The 12,428-nt window shown below is 74.2% G+C and carries 15 protein-coding genes and 3 tRNA genes; 15 read left to right on the top strand and 3 right to left on the bottom strand.

Going from position 1 to position 12,428, the window contains the following annotated elements; genetic code table 11:
* Positions 1 to 105 precede the first annotated feature (105 nt).
* Positions 106 to 912 carry a PH domain-containing protein gene (locus ABTW87_RS00300; RefSeq protein WP_350647034.1) on the top strand — a complete coding sequence of 269 codons (807 nt, stop codon included), beginning with the start codon at positions 106 to 108 and terminating at the stop codon, positions 910 to 912.
* Here ABTW87_RS00300 and ABTW87_RS00295 read toward each other — a convergent pair.
* Positions 893 to 1,858 (bottom strand): phytoene/squalene synthase family protein, encoded by a 966-nt coding sequence (locus tag ABTW87_RS00295; protein WP_350647032.1) that lies wholly within the window; start codon positions 1,856 to 1,858, stop codon positions 893 to 895. The genes ABTW87_RS00300 and ABTW87_RS00295 overlap by 20 nt on opposite strands.
* Before the next feature lie 64 nt (positions 1,859 to 1,922).
* Here ABTW87_RS00295 and ABTW87_RS00290 point away from each other — a divergent pair, with 64 nt between their 5' ends.
* From ABTW87_RS00290 to ABTW87_RS00235, 12 genes are all read left to right on the top strand, one after another.
* The gene (locus tag ABTW87_RS00290; RefSeq protein ID WP_350647030.1) at positions 1,923 to 3,071 is read left to right on the top strand and encodes a polyprenyl synthetase family protein; all 1,149 of its coding nucleotides are present in this window, start codon (positions 1,923 to 1,925) and stop codon (positions 3,069 to 3,071) included.
* A gap of 31 nt (positions 3,072 to 3,102) precedes the next feature.
* On the top strand, positions 3,103 to 4,584 hold the full coding sequence (crtI, locus tag ABTW87_RS00285; RefSeq protein WP_350647029.1) for a phytoene desaturase family protein: 1,482 nt from the start codon (positions 3,103 to 3,105) through the stop codon (positions 4,582 to 4,584).
* Complete coding sequence (idi, locus tag ABTW87_RS00280) at positions 4,581 to 5,171, top strand: isopentenyl-diphosphate Delta-isomerase (RefSeq protein ID WP_350647028.1); 591 nt, start codon at positions 4,581 to 4,583, stop codon at positions 5,169 to 5,171. Before crtI ends, idi begins: the two co-directional genes overlap by 4 nt.
* Entirely contained in the window at positions 5,161 to 6,138 is a 978-nt protein-coding gene (locus tag ABTW87_RS00275; protein ID WP_350647026.1) for a MerR family transcriptional regulator, read from the top strand. The genes idi and ABTW87_RS00275 overlap by 11 nt, the downstream gene beginning before the upstream one ends.
* 94 nt (positions 6,139 to 6,232) lie before the next feature.
* On the top strand, positions 6,233 to 7,030 hold the full coding sequence (locus ABTW87_RS00270; RefSeq protein WP_350647024.1) for a polysaccharide deacetylase family protein: 798 nt from the start codon (positions 6,233 to 6,235) through the stop codon (positions 7,028 to 7,030).
* A 142-nt stretch (positions 7,031 to 7,172) separates the two neighbouring features.
* Positions 7,173 to 7,245, top strand: a tRNA-Glu gene (locus ABTW87_RS00265).
* 25 nt (positions 7,246 to 7,270) lie between these two features.
* A tRNA-Asp gene (locus ABTW87_RS00260) sits at positions 7,271 to 7,347 on the top strand.
* 97 nt (positions 7,348 to 7,444) lie between these two features.
* Positions 7,445 to 7,518, top strand: a tRNA-Phe gene (locus ABTW87_RS00255).
* A gap of 185 nt (positions 7,519 to 7,703) precedes the next feature.
* Positions 7,704 to 8,060, top strand: coding sequence for a hypothetical protein (locus ABTW87_RS00250; RefSeq protein ID WP_350647023.1), 357 nt, complete (start codon positions 7,704 to 7,706; stop codon positions 8,058 to 8,060).
* A complete protein-coding gene (locus ABTW87_RS00245; protein WP_350647022.1) occupies positions 8,057 to 8,512 on the top strand; it encodes a MerR family transcriptional regulator in 456 nt (151 codons plus the stop codon). Before ABTW87_RS00250 ends, ABTW87_RS00245 begins: the two co-directional genes overlap by 4 nt.
* Positions 8,496 to 8,804 (top strand): hypothetical protein, encoded by a 309-nt coding sequence (locus ABTW87_RS00240; protein ID WP_350647020.1) that lies wholly within the window; start codon positions 8,496 to 8,498, stop codon positions 8,802 to 8,804. Before ABTW87_RS00245 ends, ABTW87_RS00240 begins: the two co-directional genes overlap by 17 nt.
* A complete protein-coding gene (locus tag ABTW87_RS00235; protein WP_350647018.1) occupies positions 8,801 to 9,136 on the top strand; it encodes a YnfA family protein in 336 nt (111 codons plus the stop codon). Before ABTW87_RS00240 ends, ABTW87_RS00235 begins: the two co-directional genes overlap by 4 nt.
* Before the next feature lie 60 nt (positions 9,137 to 9,196).
* Here the strand turns inward: ABTW87_RS00235 and ABTW87_RS00230 are convergent, their stop codons facing one another.
* Positions 9,197 to 10,276: a hypothetical protein gene (locus ABTW87_RS00230; protein ID WP_350647016.1), complete on the bottom strand. Its 1,080-nt coding sequence runs from the start codon at positions 10,274 to 10,276 to the stop codon at positions 9,197 to 9,199.
* A gap of 260 nt (positions 10,277 to 10,536) precedes the next feature.
* Between ABTW87_RS00230 and ABTW87_RS00225 the strand changes: the two genes are divergently transcribed.
* The gene (locus tag ABTW87_RS00225) at positions 10,537 to 11,055 is read left to right on the top strand and encodes an SRPBCC family protein (protein WP_350647014.1); all 519 of its coding nucleotides are present in this window, start codon (positions 10,537 to 10,539) and stop codon (positions 11,053 to 11,055) included.
* A 69-nt stretch (positions 11,056 to 11,124) separates the two neighbouring features.
* Here ABTW87_RS00225 and ABTW87_RS00220 read toward each other — a convergent pair whose 3' ends face one another.
* Positions 11,125 to 11,829 carry a DUF2786 domain-containing protein gene (locus ABTW87_RS00220; RefSeq protein ID WP_350647012.1) on the bottom strand — a complete coding sequence of 235 codons (705 nt, stop codon included), beginning with the start codon at positions 11,827 to 11,829 and terminating at the stop codon, positions 11,125 to 11,127.
* A gap of 123 nt (positions 11,830 to 11,952) precedes the next feature.
* Between ABTW87_RS00220 and ABTW87_RS00215 the strand changes: the two genes are divergently transcribed.
* Positions 11,953 to 12,402 carry a hypothetical protein gene (locus ABTW87_RS00215; protein ID WP_350647010.1) on the top strand — a complete coding sequence of 150 codons (450 nt, stop codon included), beginning with the start codon at positions 11,953 to 11,955 and terminating at the stop codon, positions 12,400 to 12,402.
* Positions 12,403 to 12,428 lie beyond the last annotated feature (26 nt).

Raw genomic sequence — 12,428 nt, 5'->3', positions numbered from 1 at the left:
CCGGTAGAGGAAGGGCCCCCTGTTAACACCTCACATCGGAGTGACGGATAGCGGACCGAGCTGATGGTGTCACCGCCCGCTCACGGTCGGTACGCTCTCGTGATCGTGGAGACCGAGACGCCGCGCCCGGAGAGCCCCGCCGACGCCCACGGCACCCGCGACCGTTCCCTGCTGGTCGCGAACGTCCTCAGCGCCGTGACGGCGTTGATCGGCCTGGTCCAGGCGTTGCGCGCGGATCCGTGGTGGCCGGTGTGGATCCTCGTGGGTGTCGTCGCCCTCGGCGGGCTGATGGCGTACCGGCTGCGCCAGCGACGCTGGCGGCCGGCCGCGGTGAGTTTCGTCGTGCTGCTGCTCCTGGTCGGCGGCGGTACGCTGCTGGCGCTCACCCGGGCGGGCGAGCGGCCGGGGAACGGCACGCCGGCCGCGCACGGCGCGACGAGCGCCGCGCCGGCACCCGACGGTCCGACGTCCGGCACGCCGCCGGCCACTGCGGCGTCCAGCCCCGCCGCCGACGCGACCGGCCCGGGTACGGAGGCGGCGGCCACCTTCTTCAGCGACGTGGTGCAGTTGGAGAAGGACACCGGCGTCGACCTGGACGACCGGCGGGCCGTCCGCCGGTACGAACACGACGCCGCGGTCGACCTCTACCTGGAGTGGGGCCAGATGCTCTACTCCAGTGCCCGGCACAGCGCGATGTACGACGACAGCAACGAGGGCCCGGAAGAGGGCGCCGCGGCCCGCTGCCGGACCTACCGTGAGGCCAAGCGGGACACGTTCACGAACAGGTACGTCGGCGGCGGCAACCAGCAGTTCTGCTTCACCACCTCCGCGGGACGTCCGGCCTGGGTGCAGGTGGTGAACACGGAGGACGACGGCGGGATGCTGCTCAAGGTCACCGTCTGGGAGAGCTGACCCGGTCGGCGCTGCCCGGAAGGGTGAGCGCCGCGGCCGACAGCCGTGGGCCGGGGATCGTGACCGGGGTGCCGGCCGGGGTGAGCAGGGCGCGGGCGGCCACCGCCAGCCGCCGGCGCCGCGGCACCACGGCCCGGCTGGCGAACACGTCGAAGTCCTGCGCCGCCACCTCGTCCAGGATGCCGCCGTAGAGCGCGTACGCGGTGCGCATGCACGCCTGCGAGGCGGGGAGCAGCATCGTGATGCCGGGTGCCGCGGCGGCGTAGTGCGCCTGCGCGCGGGTCACCTCGTACCGGACGAGCGCGCGGATCGGCTCGGTGCTGTGCCCGGCCGCGCGGGCGGCGACCAGGTCGTCGCGGGTGACGCCGAACCGGGCCAGGTCCTCGTCGGGCAGGTACGTCCGGCCGCGGTCGAGGTCCTCGGCGACGTCCCGGATGAAGTTGGTCAGCTGGAAGGCGAACCCGAGCTGGCGGGCGGGCTCGCGGGCGGCGGCGGGGTCGGTGCTGCCGAGGATCGGCAGCATCATCGTGCCGATGACGGCGGCCGAGCCCTCCATGTAGTCCAGCAGCTGGTCGTAGGTCCGGTAGGAGCCGACGGTGAGGTCCATCGCCATGCTCTTGAGGAAGCACGCGAAGTCGTCGCGGTCCAGGTCGAAGACGGCGATCGTGTGCAGGACCGCGGGGAGCAGCGGGTCGTCGACGGGCTCGCCGTGCAGGCCGGCGACGAACCGGCCGGCCCAGTTGTCGAGACGGGCGGCCCGCTGGGCCGGGGGTAGGTCCTCGGTGCGATCGACGATCTCGTCGGCGTAGCGCGTGAAGCCATACAAAGCGTGCACATGCCGCCGTTTCCAAGCGGGGAGCAGTCGGGTGGCGAGATAGTAGGTACGGCCGTGACTCCGGTGCAGCTCACGGCACCTGTCGTAGGCAGCGGTGAGATCCGTGTCCACCGGCCCTCCTCTTTATCGACGCACCAATCGACGCAACTCGTAACCCTAGGGTACGCTCGCCCGCATGGCCAACGACGCAGTTGCCGGCGGTTTCCTCCGGGTCGCCCCGGCCCACTCGGCGGACGACCCGGTCCGCTCGGTCCTGGCCGCGTACACAAGGGACCTCGTCCGGGCGGTGGACGACACGCTGGCCGCCTTCCTGGCCGCCGAGGTCGACGCGCTGGCGGAGATCGACGCGGCCATGGGCGGGTTCGCCGCCACGGCGCGCGACAGCGTGCTGGCCGGCGGCAAGCGGGTCCGCCCGACGTTCGCCTACTGGGGCTGGCGCGGGGTCGTCGGCGGCGACGAGGCCCTGGCTCCCGTGCTGCCGGCGGTCGCCGCGCTGGAGCTGCTGCACACGTTCGCGCTCGTGCAGGACGACGTGATGGACTCCTCCGCCACCCGGCGCGGCCGGCCCACCGCGCACGTGACCGTGGCCGCCCAGCACGCCGCCGCCGGGCGGCGCGGCGACCCGGGCAGGTTCGGCGAGACCGTCGCGGTCCTGATCGGCGACCTGTGCATGATCTGGGCCGACCGGCTGCTCTCCCGCGCCGCTGTGCCACCGGCCCGGCTGCTCGAGGTCCGGCGGTGCTACGACCAGATGCGCGTGGAGACGGTCGCCGGGCAGTACCTGGACGTCCTCGGCGAGAGCGACCCGGCGAACTGGTCGGTGGACCGGGCCCTGCGGGTCGCCCGGTACAAGACCGCCAGCTACACGGTGCAACGCCCGCTGCTCTTCGGGGCGTGCCTGGCCGGCATCGACGCCGATACGCCGGTGATCGCCGCGTACACCCGCTACGGGCTGGCCGTCGGCGAGGCGTTCCAGCTCCGCGACGACCTGCTCGGCGTCTACGGTGACCCGGCGACCACCGGCAAGCCGGCCGGCGACGACCTGCGCACCGGCAAGCCGACGGCGCTGCTCCTGCTCGCCCGCGAACTGGCCACCCCGGCGCAGCGCCGGACCCTGGAACGGGCCGGCGCGGGCGTCGGTGACCGGGAGGTCCAGCAGCTCGCCCAACTGGTCGCCGACACCGGGGCGGTCGCCCGGATCGAGTGCCTGATCTCGGACCGGGTCGCCGAGGCGCTGGCGGCGCTCGACGACGCCCCGATCGACGGGACGGCCCGTACCGCCCTGACGGGTCTCGCCACCGCCGCCACGAGCCGGCGGGCATGATGGGCAACCTCGCGGAGAAGGAGGTGGTCGCGTGCGCACCGTGAGCGGGCGTACGGACCGGGTGGTCGTCGTCGGGGCGGGGCTCGGCGGGCTGGCCTGCGCGCTGCACCTGGCCGGCAGCGGCCGGCAGGTGACCGTGCTGGAGCGCGAGCCGGTGCCGGGCGGCCGGGCCGGGCGGCTCAGCGTCGACGGGTACGAGTTCGACACCGGGCCCACCGTCCTGACCATGCCCGACCTGATCGCCGAGGCGCTCGGCGCGGTGGGCGAGGAACTGGCCGACTGGCTCGACCTGACGCCGCTCGACCCCGCCTACCGGGCCTACTACCCGGACGGCTCCACCCTTGACGTCATCACCGACACGACCCGGATGGCCGCCGAGATCGCGAAGGTCTGCGGGCCCCGCGAGGCCGACGGCTACCTGCGCTTCGTGGCGTACGCCCGCGAGCTGTGGCGGCTCGAGCGGGCCGACTTCATCGAGCGCAACCTGGACGCGCCGACCGACCTGCTGACCGGCAACCTGCTCAAGCTGCTCGCGAACGGCGCGTTCCGGCGACTCCAGACGAAGATCAACCAGTTCTTCCGGGACCCGCGCACGCAGCGCGTCTTCTCCTTCCAGGCCATGTACGCCGGGCTCGCACCGCACGACGCGCTCGCCATCTACGCGGTCATCGCGTACCTCGACTCGGTGGCCGGGGTGTACTTCCCGCGCGGCGGCATCCACGCCGTCTCGCGGGCCATGGCCGGCGCGGCCGAGAAGCACGGCGTGCAGATCCGCTACGGCACCACGGTGACCCGGGTGGAGACCGCCGCCGACCGCGCCACCGGCGTGCGGACCGCGGACGGGGAGTTCGTCCCGGCCGACGCGGTCGTGCTCAACCCGGACCTGCCGGTTGCGTACCGTGACCTTCTTCCACCGGCGCGCCGCCGCCGGCTGACCTACTCCCCGTCCTGCGTGGTCCTGCACGTCGGGTCGACGCGGAGCTATGGCCGGATCGCTCACCACAACATCCACTTCGGGCGGTCCTGGCGCGGCACCTTCGACGAGGTCATCAAGCGCGGCGAGCTGATGAGCGATCCGTCGCTACTGGTCACCAACCCGAGCCGGACGGACCCGTCGGTCGCGCCCGCCGGCCGGCACACCTACTACGTGCTGGCGCCGGTGCCCAACCTCGACCGGGCGCCGTTCGACTGGCGCGGCGGGCTCGCCGACCGGTACGCCGACCAACTGGTGCGGACCCTGGAGGAGCGCGGCTACGTGGGTTTCGGGGACGGCATCGAGGTGCTGCGGACGGTCACCCCCGCCGAGTGGGCCGAGCAGGGTATGGCCGCCGGCACGCCGTTCGCCTCCGCGCACAGCCTCTTCCAGACCGGCCCGTTCCGCCCGCCCACCCTGCACCGCGGCCTGGCCAACGTCGTCTTCGTCGGTTCGGGCACCCAACCCGGCGTCGGGGTGCCGATGGTGCTGATCTCCGGCAAGCTCGCCGCCGCCCGAGTGACCGGAGAGCGCCCGTGACCATCCGCGAAGCCCATCTGGTGGAGCTGGTCGACGACACCGGCCGGGCGACCGGCGAGACCACGGTGTCGGCCGCCCACCAGCCGCCGGGGCGGCTGCACCGGGCCTTCTCGGTGCTGCTCGTCGACCCGGCCGGTCGGGTGCTGCTCCAGCGCCGGGCCGCGGCGAAGACCCGCTTCCCGCTGCGATGGGGCAACTCGTGCTGCGGCCACCCGGCGCCCGGCGAGCCGCTGGCCGTCTCCGCGAACCGCCGGCTCGCGGAGGAACTTGGCGTCGGGCCGGTCGAGCTGACCGAGATCGGGGTGTACGTCTACTACGCCGAGGATCCGGTCACCGGCCGGGTCGAGTTCGAGTACGACCACGTCCTGCGCGGTGACCTCCCGCCCGACGCTCCGCTGCGCCCGGATCCGGCGGAGGTGTCCGAGCTGCGCTGGGTGGACCCGGCCGAGCTGGAGGCGAACCTCGACGCCGACCCGTACGCGTACGCCCCGTGGCTGGGCGGCGTGGTGAACCGCCTACGGCACCCGGCCGGGCCCGGGTCCGCGAATCCGACGGACGACGCCGCGGAGCGGTCGGGTGGTCGATGAGGCGCTGAGCGCGGGCGCGGTCGCCCGGCGGTTGGGCGTCGCCGTGACGACGCTGCGCACCTGGCACCAGCGCTACGGGCTCGGGCCGAGCGAGCACGTCCCCGGGCACCACCGCCGGTACACACCGGCCGACCTCGCCCGGCTGGAGATCATGCGGCGGCTCACCGCCCAGGGGGTCACGCCGGCCGAGGCGGCCCGGTGGGCCCGCCAGGCGCCGGATGCCCGGCCGGTCGGTGCCGGCACCGGGCCGCAGGCCGGCGGCGTTCGTGGCGGTGGGGGCGCGACGATCCCCGTCGGCCGGGCCGGGCCCGCCGCCCGGGGCCTGGCCCGCGCCGCCATGCGACTGGACTCGACCGTGATCAACGAGACGATCGACCGCACCATCCGGGCGCAGGGTGTCGTCGCCACCTGGGACGGGCTGGTCCGGCCGGTCCTCGCCGGGATCGGCGAACGGCACGCCGCCACCGCGGGCCTGATCGAGGTCGAGCACCTGATGTCCCGGTGCGTGTCGGAGGCGTTCGCCGCGGTGGCCCGCGCCCACGCACCCGCCGGTCCACCTCACATCCTGCTCAGCTGCGCCGACGAGGAGCAGCACAGCCTGCCCCTGGAAGCGCTCGGTGCGGCGCTGGCGGAGGTCGGGATCGCGTACCGGATGCTCGGCGCCCGCGTACCGGCACGGGCGCTGCTGGCGGCGGTCAACCGCACCGGGCCGGCGGCGGTGGTGATCTGGTCGCACAGCAGGCACACCGCCGACCCCGCGCAGCTCACCACCCTGCTCAAGGCGCGGCGCCGGCCGCTGCTGGTGCTCGCCGCCGGCCCCGGCTGGCGGGGCGACGCCCTCCCCGCCGGGGTGGGGCGGCCGGCCGACCTCGCCGAGGCGGTCTCGCTGGCGGCGGCCGTGCGTGACTCGCTGGACCGGTCGCCACGGGCGGAAAGCGTCACCGAGGGTGTCGACGACATCGCGTAACTGTGAGGCAGGTCCCGCGAGGGTGTCCGCGAACGGCGCCGTCACGTAGCCTCCGGGTGGTCCGTCGGCCCCGAACCCCTCTCGGGAGCGAACGATGCGCCTGCGCGCTCTCCTCGCGTCCGGTCTCACCCTGGTCGTCCTCGTCGGCGGCTGCGGCGGGGAGGCCGGGCGGCTGCGGGCCGGCGGGGGTCCCACCCCCGTCCCGTCCGGCACCCTCCCGGCCGAGCCGGGGCCGGCCGCCACGCCACAACCGCCGCGCGGCACCCCCACCGTCCGCCCGCTCCGGCCTCTGCCGGCCACGCTGCCCGCCGGCCTGCACCGCACCACCGGCGTCCAGGGCGTCGCGCTCACGTTCGACGACGGGCCCGACCCGACCTGGACCCCGCAGGTGCTCGACCGGCTGCGTACGGCCCGCGTTCCGGCCACGTTCTGCGTCGTCGGTACGCAGGTCCGCCGCCACCCGGAGCTGGTCCGCCGGATCGTGCGCGAGGGGCACCAACTCTGCAACCACAGCTGGCGCCACGACGTCGACCTGGGGCGGCGGCCGGTCGCCGAGATCCGGGCGGACCTCCAGCGCACCACCGCGGCGATCCGGGCGGCGGTTCCCGGGGCGAAGGTGCCGTTCTACCGACAGCCCGGCGGGCGATGGACACCCGAGGTGGTGAAGGTCGCCAAGGAGCTCGGCATGCGGTCGCTGCACTGGACGGTCGATCCCCGGGACTGGGGCAAACCACCGGCCGCGACGATCAGCAAGCGGGTGCACGGCGCGGTCCGGCCCGGTGGGGTGGTCCTGCTGCACGACGGGGGCGGGGACCGCGCCGCGACCCTGGCCGCCTGCCCCGCACTGATCACCGACCTGAAGCGCAGGTACGGGGTCGTCCGGCTCCGCTAGCTGCGGATTTCCGGGGGCGTGTGGCTCCAGCCATACCGGTTTGGTCGACCGGTACGGCATCACGTATGCTTTCCAAGCCTCCGGCGGGGCCGGATGGGAGCAAGTCCGCTTGAAGTTGCGAGTATGCAATGATGGCGGGGCCGCCCTCATCGTCTAGCGGCCCAGGACGCCGCCCTTTCAAGGCGGTAGCACGGGTTCGAATCCCGTTGGGGGCACGGTCCGGCTTCGGCCGGAGAGCTAGGTCCTGTGGAGCAGTCGGAGTGCTCGCCGCCCTGTCAAGGCGGAGGTCGCGGGTTCAAGTCCCGTCAGGACCGCCAGCGCTGACGCCGCGCCATCCGCGCGGCGTTCTGCGTATCGGTGCATGTGACCCTGGTCAGCGGCGACCCCGGCGGCCGGGTAGCATGGGCCGAGCACGGCCAGGTAGCTCAGTTGGTACGAGCGTCCGACTGAAAATCGGAAGGTCGGCGGTTCGACCCCGCCCCTGGCCACATAGCCTTTCGCCGGGCTAAGCAGCGCCGACCAGCGGAAACGCCGGTCGGCGTTTTGCTTGGTCGCCGAGGGCCGGTTCGGCCGTCTCCGTCCCGGGTAGGCCCACCCATGCCTGACTGGGCTGGGGCGTCCGCCGCCGGTCGGGCTTGCATCCGGTACGCAGGTACAGGCTTACCGTCGAAGCATGAGCGAACAACACCCCACCACGGGCGGCGCTTGGGTGCCGGACGCGTGCACCCTGCCGACGGCCGAGCGACCGCTGCGGCTCGTCGAGTTCGACAGGTTCTTCCACGCCGCCCTGCGCGGTGTCGACCGGCTGTCGCCGCAGCACCTTCGGCTGCGGCTCGTCGGTACCTCGCAGGCCGAGGACGAGGCGCGGGACCTGACCGCCCGCGAGTCGTCCTGCTGCTCGTTCTTCACCTTCGACCTCTCCCGGCCCGGCCCGGACGCGCTGACGCTGGACGTCCGGGTACCTGCGGCGCACGTCGACGTGCTGGACGGCCTCGCCGGTCGGGCGCGGTCCGCGGCGGGACTGCGATGAGCGCCCTGCGCAGCGGCGAACTCGCCACCGCGGCCGGGGTCAACCCGCAGACGCTGCGCTACTACGAGCGCCGGGGGCTGCTCGCCGCCCCGCGGCGGTCGCCGGGTGGGCATCGGCTCTATCCGTCCGACGCGGTCACCCTGCTGCGGGTCATCAAGACCGCGCAGCGCCTGGGTTTCACCCTCGACGAGGTGGCCGGCCTGCTCGACGCCGGCCGGCACCAGCACGGCCGGCACCAGCACGGCCGGCCCGAAACCGGCCTCCAGGCGCGGGCCAGGTCCAAGCTCGCCGAGGTGGAACAGAAGCTAGCCGATCTGACCGTCATCCGCGACACCCTGCGCGCCGCCGTCGCCGCGGGCTGCGACGACCTGGTCACCTGCGCCGACAGCCCCTGCTGCCCCCTGCCGTTCGCGGAACTCGCCGAGAGGAACGACCGTGCCGACACCTGCTGACCGGATGCGCCGCCTGCTCCCCTCCGGCACGACCGGGCTGGCGGCGACCGCCTGCGCCGCCTGCTGCATCCTGCCGCCGCTGCTGGCCGCCGGGGTGCTCGGTGGTGCCGGCTGGGCCGCCGTCAACCGTTTCCTGCCCGGCGTCGCGGTCGCTTTGGCCGGGCTCGCCGGCCTGTCCTGGTGGTGGGCCGGCAGGCGCCGCCACAGCGCCCGGTGCGCCGGCGGCGGCTGCTCGTGCGATCAGGGTGGCCAGCGCGAGCGGGAGGTGGTCACGCTACGGTCCGACGCATGACGGTAGCCCGCTCGATCCTGCTGTTCCTGCTCGCCGCACTCGCCGAGATCGGGGGCGCGTGGCTGGTGTGGCAGGGCTGGCGGGAGAACCGGGGGCTGCTGTGGATCGCGGCGGGAGTGATCGCGCTCGGGCTCTACGGCTTCGTGGCCACCTTCCAGCCCGACCCCAACTTCGGCCGCATCCTGGCGGCGTACGGCGGCGTCTTCGTCGCCGGTTCGCTGGCCTGGGGAGTTGTCGTCGACCGCTTCCGGCCCGACCGCTACGACCTGATCGGCGCGGTCATCTGCCTCGTCGGCGTCGCCGTCATCATGTACGCCCCGCGCGGCGGCTGACACCGGCAACGGTGGCACCCGACCGGCTCGTCCGACCCGCCGCGCCGACAAGCCTTCCGATCACCGGTCCGCGTCGCGGCGGGCGGCGATGCCACCCTGGATCGCCTCCCACACGCTGCGGCCCGCCTGCCGCAGCGTCTCGCCGGCCTGCTCGGCCAACTGCAGGGCGCTCGGCGGTCCTTCGCCTGGTGCCTCGCCGGCCTCCTCCTTCGGACCGGCGTCGCTCCGGGCGCCCGCCTCGGGCCGCCCGCCCGCACGGCCTTCCTCCGCCGGACCTTCCCCGGGCCGCCCGCCCGCACCGCCCGCCTTCGCGGGAGCCTCCTCAGGCCGCCCGCCCGCACCGCCCGCCTTTGCGGGAGCCTCCTCAGGCTGCCCGCCCGCACGGCCTTCCTCCGCCGAGCCTCCCGGCCCGCCCATCTCCTCGGCCCGCCCGCGTGCCCGCTCGGCGGCGCCGAACTCCCCGCCGCCGCCGGCTCCACTGGCCAGCCCCGTGCCTCGTTCACCCGGCCGGCCCTGGCCACCCCGCTCGCGTCCGCCGCCGGGTCCACCGGCCCCACCGGCACGGCCCTGGCCACGGTCGACCATCGCCCCGACCTGCTGACCCAACTCGTCAGTGGCACCCGTGCGAGGCCTCGCGCGGACGCCCTCCGCCGTCGCGTCGGTGATCCGCTGCGCGGCCACCGACAGCTGCTCGGCCTGCGGCGCCGCCCGGTTCACGTCGTCGATCGAGTTGGTCGTCGTACGGGCCAGCGCCTCGATGATCTGCGGGTTGCGGTCGATGGTGCTGAGGGCCCGGTCGAGGATCTCCACCAGCTTTTCCAGGCGCACCTTCAGCAGCGCCTCGGCGTGCACCCCGGTGATGTCCAACTCGACCCCCTGCAGGTGGACGCGGACGCCGGCGTCCAGTTGCAGGAGGTTGGCCAGCCGGGCGCGCAGGGAGAGGTCGGCGTCCAGGCTGTCGACCGCCAGCCGGATCGAGTCGACCGAGACCTCCGGCACGTCCAGCAGGACGTCCGGCTCGGCGCCTCCGCCGGACCCGGCCGTACCGTGCTCCCGCCGGGCCGGTTCCGCGCTCACCCTCCAGCCCGTCGGCCCGCCACCGGACCGGTCCGGATCCCGTCGCTGCGCGTCCTCGCTCATGCTTCCCGCTCCCGCTCCACCCGGCCCCGCACGGACCGTCGGGCGCGGTTACCCGCTTTGCGCCCGGCCATCCGGACCCGGCACGGTCCATCCGGTCGGGCGGCGGCCCGGGTGGCCGCGGTCCGGTTACGCGAACCACCCGACGGGGGCGCTGACCAGCGTCGATCGTCGGCGGAGCCGCACGATGCGACGGGGCTGTCCGGAACCGGGCAGCCTAGTGAAGCTGCGCACCCGGGCATCAGCCGGTATGGTCCGGGCCTATGGGACAGGAGATGGCCGATCCGGCCGACATCCGGCAGAATCTCGAAAGGTTCTCACTCCTCAGCTCGCTCCTGGTTCCCGCCCCGACCGAACAGGCGTTCGAGCTGTTCACCGGCGCGATGACCGACTGGTGGGTCACCGAGTACACGTGGTCCGGCCCCGGCCTCCTCACCGAGTTGGGCATGGAGCCCCGGGCCGGCGGGATGCTCTACGAGATCGGCCCGTACGGCTTCCGCAGCGACTGGGGCCGGGTGCTCACCTGGGACCCGCCCCGCCGGCTCGTCTTCACCTGGCAGATCGGGCCGGACCGCGCCCCGGTGCCCGATCCGGCCCGGGCCAGCGAGGTGGAGGTGCTGTTCCAGCCCGAGGGGTCGGGACGGACCCGGGTCGAGGTGGAGCACCGGCACTTCGACCGCCACGGCGAGGCCGCGGAGGGTTACCGCCAGGCGCTGACCGCCGGGTGGCACGAGCTGCTCTCCCGCTACGCCAGCGTGGTCGCCAAGCGCGCCGCAGGCTGAGTCACCGGCTGAGTCACTCGCGCCACCGGCTGAGGCGCTCCGACCCGGCGCGGCAGCGCGCTGCGCAGCTCAGCGCCCGAGGCCCACCCGCCAGGAGCGGTTGTCGACACCCCGTCCGCCGAGGTCGGCCCGACGGCCGGCCTCGGCACCGGAACCGAACCCGGTGCCCGCCAGCCGGCGGGGCGCGGCCGTACGCAGTCGCGGGTAGACCTCGGTGAGCCGGCGTTGCACGCGGTCGGACCGGTCGGCGAGGACCAGGGCGACGGACGGCCCGCCCGAGGAGGCCGCCGCGTCCGCCTCCGCCGCGCGCAGCCGCTCCGCGACGACCTGTGCGAAACCGGCCAGCCACGAGCGCCGGAACGCGGCCGGGTGCTCGTCCGACGGCACGGGCGTGCCGGCGAGCCCGTGGGCGGCCTGCACGAGCAGCGAGGTGAAGAGCAGGTCGACGCGCTCCAGGTCGCTCGCGAAACCGAACAGGTGCATCGCGAAGCCGCTGCCCTGTCGCCGGCGGACGCAGCGGCAGCGCAGTGGATCGGCGACGGCCGCGAGCAGCCCGGCCTTGTCCCGGGCGTACGGGGCGACGATCTCGACCACCCGGTCGCCGACCGGATCCGTGGCTGGGTCACGGGCGGCCAGCAGGGCCCGGTCGACGCCGTAGCGGGCGATCAGCTCGGTCGCCTTCGCAGTGAACGCCGCCGACTCGGCCGGCGTGCAGGCCGGGTCCTCGGCCTGAGCCAGCAGCTTGCGGACCTTGCTCAGCATCGCCTCGGACATGCGCACAGGCGTACCACGTGGCGGCCCGGGACCGGGCGGCGGCACGGCTCATCGATCCGTATCATCGTCACGACCCGCAACACCGTCCATTACGGACGGTCATCGACAGCTTTGGAGGCACAGATGTCAGCTCCGGTGACCCGGTTGCTGGCCACGACGGCGGCACTGATCGTGCTCGCCGTCGGGTCCCCCGCACGCGCCACCCCCGCGACGGTCGAAAGCCCGGAGACCGCCGCGACCCCGGCGGCCAACCTCACCGCCCCGCTCGCCACCTGCTACGGCGGCGCCAAGCGCGCCTACTTCGCCACCGGCGGCTGGGGCGGCGACGCCGGCCCCTACCGCACCACCAGCCGTTGCCGGGACATCAACGTCCGCAATGCCAGCGCCTTCGGAACGGACGCCTGCGTGATCTTCGTGGACCGCACCGACCAGTGCAACTACTGGACCTACCTGCCGCCCGGGTCGGGCTGGACGGTGGTGGCCACGAACGTGCGCGACGGAGTCAACTTCCGGGTTCGCTTCGACAACCGCCGCTACGAGTACGGGCCGCTGATCTCGTACCACGCGTTCTGATCCGACCCGCCGTGTGGCACCCGGCC

Origin of the sequence: Micromonospora sp. NPDC126480 (assembly GCF_040302465.1) — a bacterium.
Lineage (GTDB): Bacteria > Actinomycetota > Actinomycetes > Mycobacteriales > Micromonosporaceae > Micromonospora.
This window is presented reverse-complemented; position numbering and strand designations above follow the sequence as displayed.